The sequence below is a fragment of the Maribacter sp. BPC-D8 genome (assembly GCF_035207705.1).
Taxonomy (GTDB): Bacteria; Bacteroidota; Bacteroidia; order Flavobacteriales; family Flavobacteriaceae; genus Maribacter.
This window is the reverse complement of sequence record NZ_CP128187.1, coordinates 607,558-622,811: the sequence shown is the minus strand read 5'-3', so window position 1 is coordinate 622,811 and position 15,254 is coordinate 607,558. Positions and strand designations below refer to the sequence as shown.

The window sequence follows — 15,254 nt, the reverse complement described above, 5'->3', positions numbered from 1 at the left end:
TTAATTGTTTAAAATTTTGAACACTATTAGTTATTTGTTTTTTGTAAACATATTTCAGGACGGGTCAAAGTTGGTTGTCCTAATTTAACGTTAGTATTTATTAAAATAAATCCTTTTTTCAAGGCTGCCCATTCTTTTTTATGGAAGTTTTTTAAAGCATCTTCATTGCTTGGAAATACTTTTGTTGTTGTTCTAAGTTTATCTTTTTTCCCAGTTTCAGAAATCAGATTTTCTCCATCCAAAGTTAAAATTATTATTTTTTCGGAATCAGAATTGATTAATTGGTGTATTATTTCCATCTGTTTTTATTGACTTTCTTCGGTTGTGCTAAGCGTATTGCGGAGGCAAGAAAACTTTTCGTTTCCGTCTGCGAACAAAGCTAAAGCTTATTGCCCGCCCGAACGTGCCTTATCGGTACGGGCGGGTTTAGTTTTATTTTTTATTGTTCAAAGCTAAATCCATTCCCGATAGCTATCGGGATTAGCGACTTCATAAATATACACAGACCTTTCGGTTTAGCCCTAAAATCCGCATTACGTTTAGGCTTTGTTGTGCGGCGTATTTTCTGTTTACATTGGCTTAAAATGCACTTCCATACTAGGTAATCCAGGTGGGTCATTTTGTCCAGAAACAAGAATAAGAATCAGTTTATTAGTGTCAATAAATTTAATTCGAGAAGTTGTTTTTTCTTCAATAGAAAGCTCAACATATTTATTTTCAATATCATAAATCCATCTACCACTTTTATTATCTTCATTTTCACTAATTATGTCATATTTGCCATCAGAGTGAAAATCAAAATCAAAATCAGCAGCACCCGGTAGTTGTCCAATCTTCATCCCTCCCATAAGTGCATATTCAATTTCCCATTGCTGGCATAAAATGGATTGTAATTCCGATTCGTCAAGATTAATGTCTTGAGCAGAAAGCGTAGAATTCATTCCAATTATCATTAGAATATAGAATAATGTGTTTCTCATTTGTATAATTTTAATTCAATATTGTTAGTTGCTCAATATGACGCACAACGATTTAGCTATGAACAGTACGGGAGCAAACTAGCGTTTGCTTTCCGCCAAGCACGTAGCGAAATCTTTTGGTTTTGTTTTTTCTTTTTTTGTGTCAAAGCGAAATCCGAAAGATTTCGCGACATTCTAAATATACTCAGACCTTGGCGTTTAAAATCTAAGCCCGTATTGTTTATAGGTTTTGTTGGCATTAGTACTTTTCCGTCCAGATTGTTTCAAACCATTCACACACCACTAGAATTTCATCTGTCGCTTTTTGTCCATTTTGTTCTAATGAGTTCGCAAAAATTTCCCAATGTGCTTTTTTCCATTCTTCGAGTGGTTTAATATTAGTTCCCATATCCAATTCAGCATATTCCTTGGAAATGTTCTTAAATGGTATTGTGTCTACCTTTGTATTCTCAATTATTGCTCGCGCTTTTCCGTTAAAATCCGTTACAATAAGTTTTGCCCCTTTTTTTGGTAAATCAACATTTGCTTCTTTATACCAAATATATAAACCAGAACTTGCCCTCTTTTTTCCGGCAACAATTAGGTCTGCATATCGATGATAATCTTCTTCACTATTGTCAAAAAATTCAGTATTTGGGAGTTCTTCATTTTTAAATTCAGGATTTGATTCCGTAAAATTATTCCACATTTCATAAACAGATTTGTCAATTCCATTTTCAATATCCATTTCCGTTTCCGTTTTCGTCTCCGTTTTCGTCTCCGTTTTGGTTTTAGGCTCGTTTTTACAACTTATAAATATTAAAAAAAGAAGGATAGTTAAATGTTTCATATGTTTTTTCAGTATTAATGCCAACGCCTGAGCTAAGCGTAGTGCGGAGGCAAGGAAACTTTTCGTTTCCGTCTGCGCACGAAGCTAAAGCTTATTGTTTAGTTTTATTTTTCTGTCAAAGAAAAATCCCAAAGATTTTGCGACAATATAAATATACGCAGACCTTAGCGTTTATTGCCTAAGCCCGTATTGTTTATAGGTTGTGTTGTAACAAGTTTTATTACCCAGCTTGGTGTCCGTCAACGATAGTTATTTTATCAACAATTCCATCATATAGGTCGCAAACAATATATGGTCCATTAGCAATTTTCATTATAAAGCTATCTTTGTCAATTCCATTTTCTGCTTTCCAATTCAATTGAAGGTGATTTATGAGTCCGATTATTCTATGAATTTTGCATTTGGATTTTATTTTGAAATCTTCAAAGAGTGAAATGTCATGTTTTTTCCATTCTAAATTCTTAAACATAATTGGTTTGTCAAGAAATTTAAATTCAATAGCCATTTCGTTAATTATTTTATCGGCGAATCCGTAACGATATGCTCCGTAATGTAGATACCCATATTCTTTCTCGCCGCTGATATTCGTCGGCTCGCCCAATATTGAATTTGCTTCATCAATCGTCATTCCCATTATAACTCCTTTAAGAGTTTTTCCTCCTTTTAAAAATTCAATCATATTTAGTTATAAATGGTTCTTCAAAATTTGTTACAACGTAGGGATATGTGTACAATTACATATATCCCTTTTTTAGAAGCACTAATATAAAACAAAAAAACCATCACTTTTCAGTAATGGTTTTCTATATCAATAGCTTAAATCTTACGACTTATTTTCCTTTTTGGTAATCAGCTAAGAACTTAGCTAAACCGCTATCTATTGATGAAACTTACGTTTCTGTATTGCCTAGATAAATAGCAGATTAATTGAATAAGAAAAGCTCAAGAATCTGTTTTTTGAATTTATGAGCCTAGAATAATATTATCTCAGATTAAAGAAGAATTTGTTTGTTTTTTACCTCAGTTCTTTGTTATCTGCTAGCTTTTCCCTTTTTGTTCTCCGGATACTGTTGATTAAATAATGAGATGCCTCTTGGATTTCTAAGTTGTAAAACTCTTATTATTTGACTTTCTATATTACCATTACGTGTATCAATATCATGGCGTTCTCGCCCTGCTACAACACTTATTGTAGTCAAAATATTAACTCCACCAACATTTAACTCTCGACCAGTATCTTTCTCTTGTTTTTCAAGAATAATTTTAGCTTTTGAGTGATACCCATAATTATCGAATACATCTAAAGTTAAATCTGGGAATAACTTTTTTAAAGGTATTAATGAACTTTCTATTACTTCCATAATCCGTTCACCATATTCTATTGCCTCTTTTTTTGAAGGGATATATCCTTGATGAATGATTTTATTCCTAAATGGTACTTCCTTATTTGAACTTAAAACCATTGGTAATTCCTGAAAAGTTTGAGCGTACAAAGTTAAGTATGCTCCAAGTTGTCTTTCCGATTGTTTTGAAATTTGTTTCCAAATTTTATCTATATTTTCATATTCTGTTCCAGAATTTTTCAAAATTACTTTGATAAAGAATTCAAAATATCTCTCCATTGCAGAGGTGAAAGAAGAAACAGCTTCTCGGTAATAACCATCAGCGAGAGCATTAAGTCCATATTCAAATAGTATTTCAAATTCTATATTAATCAAGTAAGAAATTGAATTATGTCCCTTTTGACAATTAAAATTATAAATTCCCGAATCGTTGACCATTTCAAACGGCACCGGAACGAAGTGTTCGGGTTGTTCTGTTACTTTTTTACTTTCTATTTGTTCTAGTAAGCAATCGGCGCATATTAGGTCTAATAACATCATAGAAATTTATAATCGGTTGTCTTTTTTTAGCTTGCAGATAACGGTCAGGCTCGTATGTTTGTTTCTATAATTGGAAATATTATTATTAAAATCATATCCACTTAGAATATTCTGATATGAATTTTCTTAATGTAAATAACATTACCACTACTGAACATTAATTTTAGATATTCTATTGCCATCGTATTCAGCAATATATAGTTCATTGCCATAAAGTGCTAATTCTCTTGGTCCAGATAACCCTGATTTTACATCTGTTACAGTAGTTGAATTAGATGAAATATCAATTTTTGAAATCTTATTTCCTTCATATTCAGCAATATATAGTATATTTCCATCAAGTGCTAATGCAGTAGGACCAGATAATCCAGTGGCTACATTTGTTAATACAGGCTCTTTTTCCGAAATATCAATTTTAACAATTTTGTTACCAACTCTTAAAGCAATATACAAATCATTACCATTTAGTAATAAACCATCGGGGCGAGGACCAAATTCCAATTGAAGTACATCTATAAACGCAGGTGTTGAAGATAAAATATTAAGTTTTCTAATTTTATTTACGTCTGGCGCTGCCACATATAATTCATTTCCATTAAAAGCTAATGCTGTAGGACCATTACTTCCTAGAATTACGGGACTTATGATAGGCGTTGCGACTGATATATCAGTTTTAGAGAGTAGATTAGCTTGAGGCTGAGAAATATATAATTCGCTGCCAGAAAAAGCTAATCTGCCAGTAAGTAATTCCGTTAATACATCTGTTGCGATAGAGTTTTTCTCAGAAACATTGACTTTTGATACTTTGTAACCATCTACTTCAGAGTAATATAAATCATCTCCATAAAATGCTAATCCTGCAGGTCTCAATAAATCTGTTGTTACATCTGTAATTGTAAACAAATCGATTGTAGTAAAACTAAAAACACTGCTTTCTGTAGAATTACCATTACTATCATTAGCTATTACTTTCCAGTAATAAACTTCTTCGGATTGTAAGAAGGAGTCAAATGTAAATTTAGTTTCTTCTATATTGGATGCGATTATTGTATTAGGATTAGAATTATTGTCTAATAATAAATCGTAACTGATGGGGTCATTATCTGGATCTGTTGACGCATCCCAAGTTAATGTAGGCTTTAAGTCTATATTTTTTGATTGATCGTTTACAGTCAAAAGTAAAAATGTATTTGGAGCTTGATTATTAGGGGTTACTATAACTTCTTCATTTTCAACATTATCGCCTCCACAACTGGAAATCAATAAAAATGTGGCAGTTATTATAAAAAAAATTATATTCTTTCTCATTTTTTTTTTCAACATTTAAATAGATGTACTTTTAGTAAGTTTGATCGTTTTTTAGAAGCACTAATATAAAACAAAAAAACCATCACTTTTCAGTGATGGTTTTCTATATCAATAGCTTAAATCTTACGACTTAGTTACCTTTTTGGTAATCAGCTAAGAACTTAGCTAAACCGCTATCAGTTAATGGGTGCTTTAAAAGTCCAACAATTGAACTTAAACCACCTGTCATAACATCAGCACCAAGTTTAGCACAGTCGATAATATGCATTACGTGACGTACAGATGCTGCAAGAATTTGTGTTTCGTAACCGTAGTTATCGTAGATCAAACGAATATCAGCAATCAATCCTAATCCGTCAGTAGAGATATCATCTAAACGACCAATGAAAGGAGATACATACGTTGCACCTGCCTTAGCAGCCAATAACGCTTGACCAGAAGAGAATACCAATGTACAGTTAGTTCTGTATCCTTTATCAGAGAAATACTTAATTGCTTTTACACCTTCTTTGATCATAGGTACTTTAATTACGATCTGTGGGCTAATTTTAACCAACTTCTCGCCTTCTGCAATCATACCTTCATAATCTGTAGAAATAACCTCAGCACTAACGTCACCATCAACTACATCACATATTTTCTTGTAATGAGCCAAAATGTTGTCTGCACCAGTAATTCCTTCTTTTGCCATTAAAGACGGGTTTGTTGTAACACCATCTAAAATACCCATATCTTGAGCTTCTTTGATCTCGTCTAAATTCGCTGTATCTATAAAAAATTTCATCTTTTTCTAATTTTAAATTTATAATGTATGTCTTTAGGGCTAGCCTTAAAGATTATTTATTTTAAAAAATCTACTACTTGTTGGTATACTTGATCACCGGTGAATCCGAATTTTTCATCAAGTACCGTTGCTGGTGCAGAATAACCGAAATGGTCTAAACCGAACACTTTACCATTTGCTCCTGCTAAACCTTCTAAGTTTACAGGTAAGCCTGCTGTAAGTCCGAAAACTGGTATGTTTGGCGGAATCACTTTTTCTTGGTATGCTTCTGACTGTTGTCTAAATATACCTTCTGATGGTATTGAAGCGATATTCACTTTTAAGCCATCTTTCTCTTCCAACAATTTTGTTGCAGCTACCAATGTTGCTACTTCAGAACCATTAGCAATTAAGATAACATCTGGATCTGCTACTTCTTGTATTAAGTATCCTCCTTTTTCTGCTCCTAATGCTTCTTGGTAACGGTTACCGCTCTTCGCAGGAAGATCTTTTATCCCTTGACGAGATAAAATAAGTCCGGTCGGCGTTTTCTGGTTTTCCATTGCCATTTTCCAAGCTACATTTGTTTCTTGAGAATCTGCAGGGCGCAATGCTACGAAACTTTGCTCGTGGCTATGGTTCTTTAATTTCTCTAACAAACGTATTTGAGCTTCTTGCTCAACTGGCTGGTGTGTTGGTCCGTCCTCTCCTACTCTAAAGGCATCATGCGTCCAAATAAACTTCACTGGTAATTCTTGAATACAGCTTAAACGAATAGCTGGTTTCATGTAATCTGAGAATACAAAGAATGTTGCTACTACTGCCATTACCCCACCGTGAAGCGCGATACCGTTTGCCATAGTTGCCATTGTTAATTCTGCTACACCCGCTTGTAAGAATGCCCCAGAGAAATCACCTTTCTTTAAAATGTGAGTTTTCTTTAAGAATCCGTCTGTTTTATCACTGTTCGATAAATCGGCAGATGATACGATCATATTCTCTACATTCTGCGCTAAATACGCTAAAACGTTAGAGGATGCTGCACGAGTTGCCTGACCTTCTTTCTGTGCTACAGAACTGAAATCTAATTCTGGTAATTTACCTTCTAAGAAACCGTCTAATTTTGCAGATAGCTCAGCATTCTCTGAACGCCATGCATCGATTTCTCTTTTCTTAGCTTGTGCTTCGTCTTTCTTTTTATTGATAATACCTTCGTAGTACTCCTCTACTTTTGAATAAATATCAAAAGGGTTGGCTACGTCTGCACCTAAATTCAATAAGGTCTTTTCATAATCTGCACCTGTATCGCCAATTGGCTTACCGTGTAGTTCTGTATACCCTTCGTACGGAGTGCCATCTGCAGTTACACAACCTTTACCCATTATCGTTTGACCGATAATCAACGTTGGCTTATCTGTTTCTGCATTAGCATCTGTAAGTGCTTTTCTTATTTGATCATGATCATGGCCATCGATAGTAACGACTTTCCATCCCCATGCTTCATATTTCATTGCTGTATTCTCTGAAGTAACCTCATCTGTTTTAGACGAAAGTTGAACATCGTTAGAATCGTAGAACATAATAAAGTTGCTTAAGCCTAAGTGACCTGCAATTCTACCTGCACCTTGAGAAATTTCTTCTTGTACACCACCATCAGAAATAAAGCCATAAATTTTATGGTTCATCCAATCTCCAAAACGTGCTTTCAAAAAGTTAGCCGCTACTGCAGCACCAACACCCATAGTATGTCCTTGACCTAATGGCCCCGATGTATTTTCTATACCTCTTGCAACATCAACTTCTGGGTGGCCCGGTGTTACCGATCCCCATTGTCTAAAATTAGCTACATCATCTTTTTCATAATTACCCAATAAATAATACTGAGCGTACATTAAAGTAGATAAGTGCCCAGCATCCATGAAAAAACGGTCACGAAACGGCCACTTCATATCAGAAGGATCGTAGTTGAAAAATTCAGAATATAAAATGTGCATGTAGTCTGCGCCTCCCATTGGCCCACCTGGGTGTCCAGAGTTTGCCTTTTCTACCATCGCTACAGCTAATGCCCTTATATTATCGGCTGCTAATTGATCTAGTTCGTTGTTCATTATATTATTAGATTATTTTTCAGGTTCGTGTTTATTTTATGATCTACTAAAATCTCCCCCAAAGATACTTTATATAAGGCGCTAATTAAAATATTTCGACTAACATAATTCTATAGAATTCAAGTCATAAGCGCTCATACACTACTAATTTCACAGATATATTGTAGCGAAAGGGTTTTCGAAAACATTCTATGTTTCATTTTTTAACCCAATTCACCTTTAAATACTATTAGTAAGATACTTACGCTGTACATTTGCACGCTTTATACATTTTTATAGCAAACGTATTTATGTTTGTTTTTTATCGGATTCAAACTTTTATAAAACTGACAACCTTTGTTATATAACGTTTTAGTGGTATTCTGTTTACTTCGGATGTTCCCCTAAACACTATAATTTCACTTATGACCTCAAAAACAACATTGCATATATTTAGTTACTTCATCATATTATTTGGTTTCATTTCTACCATTAGCCCTGCATTTGCTCAAGACTCAAACTCCACACCGGATGCTGTACAAATGAAAACCTATAACTATGCCGATACCCTACAACTCGATTTTTATAGCATTCCGTCTAAAGACATGGAACTTAAACCCACAGTTGTTTTGGTGCATGGTGGTGGCTTTACTGCGGGACAACGTAATGGTGGTGACGAAAAAGGACTAAGTACTTACCTGGCGACCAAGGGCTTTAATGTGGCTTCTATTAATTACAGGCTGTCTAGAAAAGGTAAATCTTTTGGATGCGACTGCCCTACTTCTATAAAAATTGACACTTACGTCGAGGCGGTTGCCGATCTTTCTAAGGCTATTAATTACTTAACGAAAGATTCATTACCGTTTAAAGCTGATCCTGCAAAAATATTCTTGATCGGTAGTAGTGCCGGTGCCGAAACCGTTTTGAACTTTCAGTTTATGCGGTACGATTATCGTTTTAAAAGACTGCCCTACCCCAATGCCAATGTTGCCGGAGTAGTTAGTTTGTCTGGTGCTGTATTAGATGAAAATTATATTGATACTACGAATAAAACGCCACTATTATTTTTTCACGGAGTGAAAGATTCGGTTGTGCCTTATGATACGAATCCGCATCGGTTTTGTAAACCTACGGATGTTGGCTATTTACAAATCAACGGACCTAAAGCTATTGCCGAACGCCTTTCTGAGATTGATGGGAGTTATAAAGTGTATTTCAATGAAGAAGGCGGACACGAATGGGCGTCTCTCGGATTTAAATTTCCCGAATTGATTTATGAATTTTTAGCGGATGTATTACGTGGTGATGCTACTATGAAAGATTTTGAATCGATTACCTCACCCATAGCTAGTAAAAAATAGCACTACGCCACATTTACCCCGAACAAATGCCCGATCAATGCGGTGATGACCATGGCTACGGTTCCCCAAAAGCTAATTCTTAATACGGCTATCAAAATATTTGAACCTCCTGCTTTAGCTGCAATGGCACCCAACACTGCTAGAAACAGCACTGCAAAACCATATTGCACATATTCCATCTCCTCAAGCGGACCAAAATACGCTACTAGAACAGGAAGTAATCCGCCGAAAACAAAGGAAGCGCCAGATGATAATGCCGCCAATAACGGATTCGCCTGTGTAATATCATTTATACCCAGCTCATCTCTGGCATGTGCACTCAAGGCATCATGTGCGGTTAATTGTGTTGCTACTTGTAACGCCAAATCTGAATCTAAACCGCGCTCTTCATAAATTAAAGCGAGTTCTTTAAGTTCTTCTTCGGGCATTTCTTCGAGCTCTTTCATTTCGCGAGCTAAATCGGCTTTTTCTAGATCTTCTTGCGAACTTACAGATACATACTCCCCTGCCGCCATTGACAAGGCACCTGCCACCAAACCTGCTACGCCGGCTAAAATAATAGGCTCTCTAGTTGTACTTGCCGCAGCAACACCGATGACCAAACTTGCTGTAGACAAAATACCATCATTGGCACCAAGCACTGCTGCTCGCAACCAATTACTTCGTGTACCATAGTGCTTTTCTTCTTGCATAGTTTGTTCTTTTTTGTGACTTCAGATGACCACTTGTGTATCCCCTTTAGTTTTTAATTCGTCATTATACACCCTCGATATATGCTTCATTTACCCAGCAAAAACCGTAAGTACCTATAAAGTTCTCGATACAATTTTTCTTCATTGCATTTCTAAAAATCACTCGAAGTGACATTCGTATTTTATTATCGCTTTTTTACAACAGCGTCTTCCACTTATCCAATAAAATGAATCATTCAATGCTTTCGATAAAAACTTCATTTACCCAGCAAAAACCTTTAGTGCCTATAAGTTCTCGATACAATTTTTCTCCATTGCATTCCAAAAAATCACTCGAAGTGACATTTGTTTTTTGTTATCGCTTCTTTACAATAGCCTCTTCCCCTTTACCTATAATAACCAAATTGGTAGTGGTCAAGAACAATCCCGTTTCTACGATGCCTGGTATTGTTTTTAATTGCTGCTCTAGATCAGTTAATTTTATATCGGTATCCCAAATATCAATATCTATAATATCGTTATTCTCGTCTGTTTTATAATCGTCAGCACCTCTCATTCGCTGTACTGGCGCCAATTTCATTCCCTCCAATTCTTTAATAATCAATTGCGTTGCAAAGGGTATTGTTTCTATAGGCAGTTTGAACTTACCTAGTTTAGATACACTTTTAGACGAATCGGCAATAATGATATTCATATCAGAATTATGGGCGACTATCTTTTCACGTAGTAAGGCTCCGCCTCCGCCTTTAATCAATTGAAAGTTTTCATCGACCTCATCAGCACCATCTATGGTAACATCTAATCTTTTTGCTTCTGCAAGTGTAATCACATGTATACCTAGTTTCTTTGCTAATTTTTCAGTTTCGTCAGAAGTTGCAACTGCTTTAAGCTCTAAGCCGTTCTTTACCATTTCGCCAATAGCTTCGATCATATAAAATGCAGTTGATCCAGTGCCTAGACCAACGGTCATACCCGATTTTATATATTTTACCGCTTCTAATGCTGCTACTTTTTTCTCGTTTACCGCGCTCACTTTTTGGTTGTATTATGGTTATTTGGCTCTAAAGATATTTAGAATTAATCGATAGCATTCACCAAAACATTAAGTAATGCCTAAAATTTTGTAATTAAACCTCAATAAACAATTTTCTGAAGGAAGATCTTAATGACTGATACTGATGTTATTTTCAATTAATTGTAATGATAACATTGGCACATGGCAGCAGAAAATCGATTTACCAACAATATAATCATTGCACAAGTTTCTTAAATAGCTATTTGCATTGTTAGACATAACAAGTAACTGGCAATTAGTTTGATCAACATACCTTTTTAAAGTGGTTGTTAAGGAACTTTCGGTATCTAATTTGTAGAAATTATGATAAATAGATCCTAGTTTTTCAGCTATAATCTCATGATTTATCTGTTGTAATTCTGTAATTTGTGGCGTAGCATTTTGCATACTTGCAATTTGCACTGTACTATTAAAATATCGCGCTAATTCTACTACTGGGTTTAATTCATCACTCTTAAATAAATGGCTGAATTCTGATACGACAGAAATGGAATGTAAGTTTTCAAAAACTGCCCTTGGCGGTATAACCATTACCGGACATGCATCGATATGATTTAATATTCTTACCGTATTTCTTCCCAAGAAAATAGATTCATCATCTGCACCACCGCTGGCACTCATTATTACAAAATCGATGTGTTGTTTTTCGACGACTTCTTTTACCTCATCTATTAGCATTGAGAAGCTAGATATCGTTTTATACTTATGAAGCGGATTATGATACTGTTTTTTGATGCGCTGAAGGGTCTTTTTCAATCCTTTCTCTGAAGTTGCTTGTGCAGAATAATCTTTAGCGGCGTCTGTAACTCTACCCGCCATTAAGCGGTTACTATGTAATTCTGGAGTGTAGGCATTTAAAAAATGGAATACACATTCAGATTCTGCGAATAATTGCAAGGCATACTGTGTAGCATTCCATGCAGCTAGTGAAAAATCGGTCGGTATTAATATATTTTTCATAAATGAGAAACATCATTTGATGATAAATGTAGTTTCCCTACAGAATTGAAACTATGACATTTATCAGAATACTAAAAAATTTAAAATCCGTCAGCTAATTCTTGCAACATCTCCTCCTCTACAATCCCAATTTTTTTACCTTCTGTCTTTATCAGTCCTTTTTTCTTAAACTCAGAAATCATACGAATTAGAGACTCCGTTGCCGCACCGACAATATTTGCATAATCATCTCTACTTAATGTCAATAATAGAAATCCGTTTTCATCTTCACCATAGTTTTTCTTCAAATACACAAATGCCTCAGCCAAACGCTGTTTCACTGTTTTTTGAGACATATTTACGATGACATCATCTGCCTCTTTTAAATCATGCGCCATATGTCGCAATACTTCTAAAGAAAAATAGGGATTAGTATTTAAGGTATTTGATATGACCTCTTTGGGTATAAAACACACTTCCATATCACTAATGGCAGTAGCACTTAAATTGGTAAAATCTTCAGCGATTACTGAGCGTTGCCCCATAATTTCGCCTCTATTGGTCAATTTTACAATTTGCTCTTTACCATTGCTACTTAATTTAGATAATTTAGAAACGCCATCTCGTACACAAAATACACCATCAAGCTTTTGCCCCTCTATAAATAATGCCTCTCCTTTTTTAATCTTCTTAGAGGTTTTAGAGTCTGCCACTTTTTTTAATTCGTCTTTGCTCAATGCACGGAGTGAATTAAACTGTCGTATAATGCAATTTTCACATCTAAATTCCATAGCTTAATAAATTAATCTTAAGCAAAATTAAACAAGCTTATAATTGTAGTAACTGACAATTATCATGTTTTAGAAACTGTATCATTTTCACCTTTGTACTTATTATTCTTTAATATTTATGCAGGCAACTAATTGTTTTCATTGTGGTGACCCTTGTGATAGGCAACTTATAACATTTGATGAAAAATCATTTTGTTGTGCCGGTTGTAAAACCGTTTATGAAATATTCTCAACAAACGATTTGTCTCATTATTATGATTTACAAGCCGCGGCAGGTACTACACCCAAAGCTATAGAAGGTAAATATGATTTTCTCGATAACGAAGAAATCATAGCGAAACTAACAGAATTTAATGATGGTAACATTCAGATCATCAACCTATATATACCTACTATTCATTGTAGTTCTTGTATTTGGATTCTAGAGAATTTGAACAAGCTCAATAAGAACGTTACGAATTCTCAAGTAGATTTCCCCAAGAAAACAATTCGTATTACCTACAAACAAGAGGATTTCAGCTTAAAAGAGCTCGTCTTACTTCTAGCTAAAATAGGATATGAACCTTATATTTCTTTAGAAGATTTTGAAGGCAAGAAGAAGGTTTCTGATAAAACGCTTATTTACAAATTAGGTGTTGCCGGTTTTGCATTCGGTAATGTAATGTTTCTTTCTTTTCCTGATTATTTCGATTTAGGTTCTAGTGCAGCTTCTGGTGGTGAATATTGGCTTAACCAATATCAAGGCTTATTTCGATGGATGATGTTCATCTTCGCTTTACCTGTAGTTTTTTATGCTGGATGGGATTATTTTGTATCTGCATTTAAAGGACTAAGAGCTAAACTTTTAAATATTGATGTACCCATTGCGCTTGGTATTCTTGTTTTATTTTTAAGAAGTACCTATGATATTGCCTTTGATTTAGGTAGCGGATTTTTCGATTCTCTTACCGGACTCGTATTTTTTCTATTACTAGGTAAATTCTTTCAACAAAGAACATATAGCTTTTTATCGTTTGAGCGCGATTACAAATCATACTTCCCTATTGCCATCACCAAACTGAACTTAAAAGGTAAAGAAGAAACCGTGCCTGTTCAAGAAATTGAAAAAGGAGATCGTATATTGATCCGTAACGAAGAAATGATCCCTGTAGATGGTACTCTCGTTTACGGAAATGCACAAATTGACTACAGTTTTGTTTCGGGGGAATCTGAACCCGTTTCTAAAAATATCGGTGAACAGGTTTTTGCCGGCGGAAAGCAACTCAACGGTGTCATTGAAATGATTGCCTTAAAATCGGTATCGCAGAGTTATTTGACACAACTGTGGGGAAATTCCATTTTTAAGACAGACAAAGTAACCGCCTTTCAAAACCTTACCGATAGTATCGGCAAACGCTTTACCATTGCCGTACTTTCTATTGCATTTGCTGCTACTGCTTTTTGGTTGTTCTACGACCCATCTAAAGCCATGAATGTTTTTACGGCGGTATTGATTATCGCTTGTCCGTGTGCCATAGCATTAGCTTCACCATTTACCCTAGGCAATATGCTACGTATTTTTGGCAAGAAGAAATTCTATATTAAAGACACGCAAACCATCGAGCGCTTAGCAAAAATAGATACTGCTATTTTTGATAAAACCGGCACCATTACAACTACGCAAAAAAGCACGGCACATTACGAAGGTATGCCTTTAACTCCCGATGAAGAATCGATACTCAAGAATACGATTAGAGCTTCTAATCACCCTTTAAGCAGATCTTTATATGATCTACTTAAAGAACAGAATATCATTACCTTAGATGAGTACGAAGAGCATGTTGGTAAAGGACTAGAAAGTTCTAAAGACGATATAAATATGAAGATTGGTTCTGCCAATTTTGTAGGCAAAGGCACCTCAGAGAATTTGCTTGACACTTCTATTTATATCAGCTCAAATAATGCTTACAAAGGCAGATATGTTTTTCAAAATCAATATCGTGACGGACTCTCATCTGTTTTCAAAGAAATGTCTGAAACGCTAAGTTTGGCGATACTTTCTGGTGATAATGAAGGAGAAAAAGAGCGATTACAGGGGTTATTGCCAAAACTGACTCCGCTGTACTTCAATCAGAAACCGGAAACAAAGCTAGAGTTCATAAAATCGCTACAAGATCAAGGTAAGAAAGTGTTGATGGTAGGCGACGGATTAAATGATGCCGGTGCGCTTGCACAAAGTAATGTAGGTATTGCTATATCTGAAAATATCAATGTCTTCTCCCCTGCTTGTGATGCCATCTTAGATGCTTCTAAATTTCAACAATTGTACAGCTATATTCTCGCATCTAAAAAGGCGATGCGCATTATTAAAATGAGCTTTATGTTATCGCTACTCTATAATTGTATAGGACTTTATTTTGCCATTACAGGGCAGCTAGAGCCTGTTATCGCTGCAATTCTAATGCCCTTAAGCTCTATTAGTATTGTTATTTTTACAACGGTAATGACGAACCTTATTGGCAGAAAACTTCCATAATTAGAGCGCTACCCTCTTAAAACTACTATTT

Annotated in this window: 14 protein-coding genes; 2 read left to right on the top strand and 12 right to left on the bottom strand. The window is 35.2% G+C overall.

What is annotated here, in order from left to right; genetic code table 11:
- Nucleotides 1-26 precede the first annotated feature (26 nt).
- The 8 genes from QSV08_RS02630 to QSV08_RS02595 all read right to left on the bottom strand — a co-directional run bounded on the left by QSV08_RS02630 (nucleotide 27) and on the right by QSV08_RS02595 (nucleotide 7,871).
- Nucleotides 27-299, bottom strand: coding sequence for a hypothetical protein (locus QSV08_RS02630; RefSeq protein ID WP_324026329.1), 273 nt, complete (start codon nucleotides 297-299; stop codon nucleotides 27-29).
- 270 nt (nucleotides 300-569) lie between these two features.
- Complete coding sequence (locus QSV08_RS02625) at nucleotides 570-980, bottom strand: hypothetical protein (RefSeq protein WP_324026327.1); 411 nt, start codon at nucleotides 978-980, stop codon at nucleotides 570-572.
- 238 nt (nucleotides 981-1,218) lie between these two features.
- Complete coding sequence (locus QSV08_RS02620) at nucleotides 1,219-1,809, bottom strand: ASCH domain-containing protein (RefSeq protein WP_324026325.1); 591 nt, start codon at nucleotides 1,807-1,809, stop codon at nucleotides 1,219-1,221.
- Between the two features lie 220 nt (nucleotides 1,810-2,029).
- Nucleotides 2,030-2,488, bottom strand: a complete 459-nt coding sequence (locus QSV08_RS02615; protein ID WP_249560709.1) for a hypothetical protein — start codon at nucleotides 2,486-2,488, stop codon at nucleotides 2,030-2,032.
- 352 nt (nucleotides 2,489-2,840) lie between these two features.
- The gene (locus QSV08_RS02610) at nucleotides 2,841-3,692 is read right to left on the bottom strand and encodes a hypothetical protein (protein ID WP_324026323.1); all 852 of its coding nucleotides are present in this window, start codon (nucleotides 3,690-3,692) and stop codon (nucleotides 2,841-2,843) included.
- Between the two features lie 147 nt (nucleotides 3,693-3,839).
- A complete protein-coding gene (locus QSV08_RS02605; RefSeq protein WP_324026321.1) occupies nucleotides 3,840-5,000 on the bottom strand; it encodes a hypothetical protein in 1,161 nt (386 codons plus the stop codon).
- 130 nt (nucleotides 5,001-5,130) lie between these two features.
- Nucleotides 5,131-5,784 carry a fructose-6-phosphate aldolase gene (gene fsa, locus QSV08_RS02600; RefSeq protein ID WP_324026319.1) on the bottom strand — a complete coding sequence of 218 codons (654 nt, stop codon included), beginning with the start codon at nucleotides 5,782-5,784 and terminating at the stop codon, nucleotides 5,131-5,133.
- A 56-nt stretch (nucleotides 5,785-5,840) separates the two neighbouring features.
- Nucleotides 5,841-7,871, bottom strand: coding sequence for a transketolase family protein (locus QSV08_RS02595; RefSeq protein ID WP_324026318.1), 2,031 nt, complete (start codon nucleotides 7,869-7,871; stop codon nucleotides 5,841-5,843).
- Between the two features lie 404 nt (nucleotides 7,872-8,275).
- Between QSV08_RS02595 and QSV08_RS02590 the strand changes: the two genes are divergently transcribed.
- Nucleotides 8,276-9,211 carry an alpha/beta hydrolase family protein gene (locus tag QSV08_RS02590; RefSeq protein WP_324026316.1) on the top strand — a complete coding sequence of 312 codons (936 nt, stop codon included), beginning with the start codon at nucleotides 8,276-8,278 and terminating at the stop codon, nucleotides 9,209-9,211.
- Nucleotides 9,212-9,213: 2 nt separating this feature from the next.
- Here QSV08_RS02590 and QSV08_RS02585 read toward each other — a convergent pair whose 3' ends face one another.
- The 4 genes from QSV08_RS02585 to QSV08_RS02570 all read right to left on the bottom strand — a co-directional run bounded on the left by QSV08_RS02585 (nucleotide 9,214) and on the right by QSV08_RS02570 (nucleotide 12,708).
- Nucleotides 9,214-9,903 carry a VIT1/CCC1 transporter family protein gene (locus QSV08_RS02585; RefSeq protein WP_324026314.1) on the bottom strand — a complete coding sequence of 230 codons (690 nt, stop codon included), beginning with the start codon at nucleotides 9,901-9,903 and terminating at the stop codon, nucleotides 9,214-9,216.
- Nucleotides 9,904-10,258: 355 nt separating this feature from the next.
- Nucleotides 10,259-10,936 (bottom strand): ribose-5-phosphate isomerase RpiA, encoded by a 678-nt coding sequence (gene rpiA / locus QSV08_RS02580; RefSeq protein WP_324026312.1) that lies wholly within the window; start codon nucleotides 10,934-10,936, stop codon nucleotides 10,259-10,261.
- 129 nt (nucleotides 10,937-11,065) lie between these two features.
- Nucleotides 11,066-11,938: a universal stress protein gene (locus tag QSV08_RS02575; RefSeq protein WP_324026310.1), complete on the bottom strand. Its 873-nt coding sequence runs from the start codon at nucleotides 11,936-11,938 to the stop codon at nucleotides 11,066-11,068.
- Nucleotides 11,939-12,018: 80 nt separating this feature from the next.
- Nucleotides 12,019-12,708, bottom strand: coding sequence for a Crp/Fnr family transcriptional regulator (locus QSV08_RS02570; protein ID WP_324026308.1), 690 nt, complete (start codon nucleotides 12,706-12,708; stop codon nucleotides 12,019-12,021).
- Between the two features lie 118 nt (nucleotides 12,709-12,826).
- Between QSV08_RS02570 and QSV08_RS02565 the strand changes: the two genes are divergently transcribed.
- Nucleotides 12,827-15,223 carry a heavy metal translocating P-type ATPase gene (locus QSV08_RS02565; RefSeq protein ID WP_324026305.1) on the top strand — a complete coding sequence of 799 codons (2,397 nt, stop codon included), beginning with the start codon at nucleotides 12,827-12,829 and terminating at the stop codon, nucleotides 15,221-15,223.
- Nucleotides 15,224-15,254: the final 31 nt, after the last annotated feature.

What these genes read in the sequence shown, in the direction of transcription:
- QSV08_RS02630 (WP_324026329.1), bottom strand. Translation starts at nt 299, where the DNA reads ATGGAAATAATACACCAATTAATCAATTCTGATTCCGAAAAAATAATA.
- QSV08_RS02625 (WP_324026327.1), bottom strand. Translation starts at nt 980, where the DNA reads ATGAGAAACACATTATTCTATATTCTAATGATAATTGGAATGAATTCT.
- QSV08_RS02620 (WP_324026325.1), bottom strand. Translation starts at nt 1,809, where the DNA reads ATGAAACATTTAACTATCCTTCTTTTTTTAATATTTATAAGTTGTAAA.
- QSV08_RS02615 (WP_249560709.1), bottom strand. Translation starts at nt 2,488, where the DNA reads ATGATTGAATTTTTAAAAGGAGGAAAAACTCTTAAAGGAGTTATAATG.
- QSV08_RS02610 (WP_324026323.1), bottom strand. Translation starts at nt 3,692, where the DNA reads ATGATGTTATTAGACCTAATATGCGCCGATTGCTTACTAGAACAAATA.
- QSV08_RS02605 (WP_324026321.1), bottom strand. Translation starts at nt 5,000, where the DNA reads ATGAGAAAGAATATAATTTTTTTTATAATAACTGCCACATTTTTATTG.
- fsa (WP_324026319.1), bottom strand. Translation starts at nt 5,784, where the DNA reads ATGAAATTTTTTATAGATACAGCGAATTTAGACGAGATCAAAGAAGCT.
- QSV08_RS02595 (WP_324026318.1), bottom strand. Translation starts at nt 7,871, where the DNA reads ATGAACAACGAACTAGATCAATTAGCAGCCGATAATATAAGGGCATTA.
- QSV08_RS02590 (WP_324026316.1), top strand. Translation starts at nt 8,276, where the DNA reads ATGACCTCAAAAACAACATTGCATATATTTAGTTACTTCATCATATTA.
- QSV08_RS02585 (WP_324026314.1), bottom strand. Translation starts at nt 9,903, where the DNA reads ATGCAAGAAGAAAAGCACTATGGTACACGAAGTAATTGGTTGCGAGCA.
- QSV08_RS02575 (WP_324026310.1), bottom strand. Translation starts at nt 11,938, where the DNA reads ATGAAAAATATATTAATACCGACCGATTTTTCACTAGCTGCATGGAAT.
- QSV08_RS02570 (WP_324026308.1), bottom strand. Translation starts at nt 12,708, where the DNA reads ATGGAATTTAGATGTGAAAATTGCATTATACGACAGTTTAATTCACTC.
- QSV08_RS02565 (WP_324026305.1), top strand. Translation starts at nt 12,827, where the DNA reads ATGCAGGCAACTAATTGTTTTCATTGTGGTGACCCTTGTGATAGGCAA.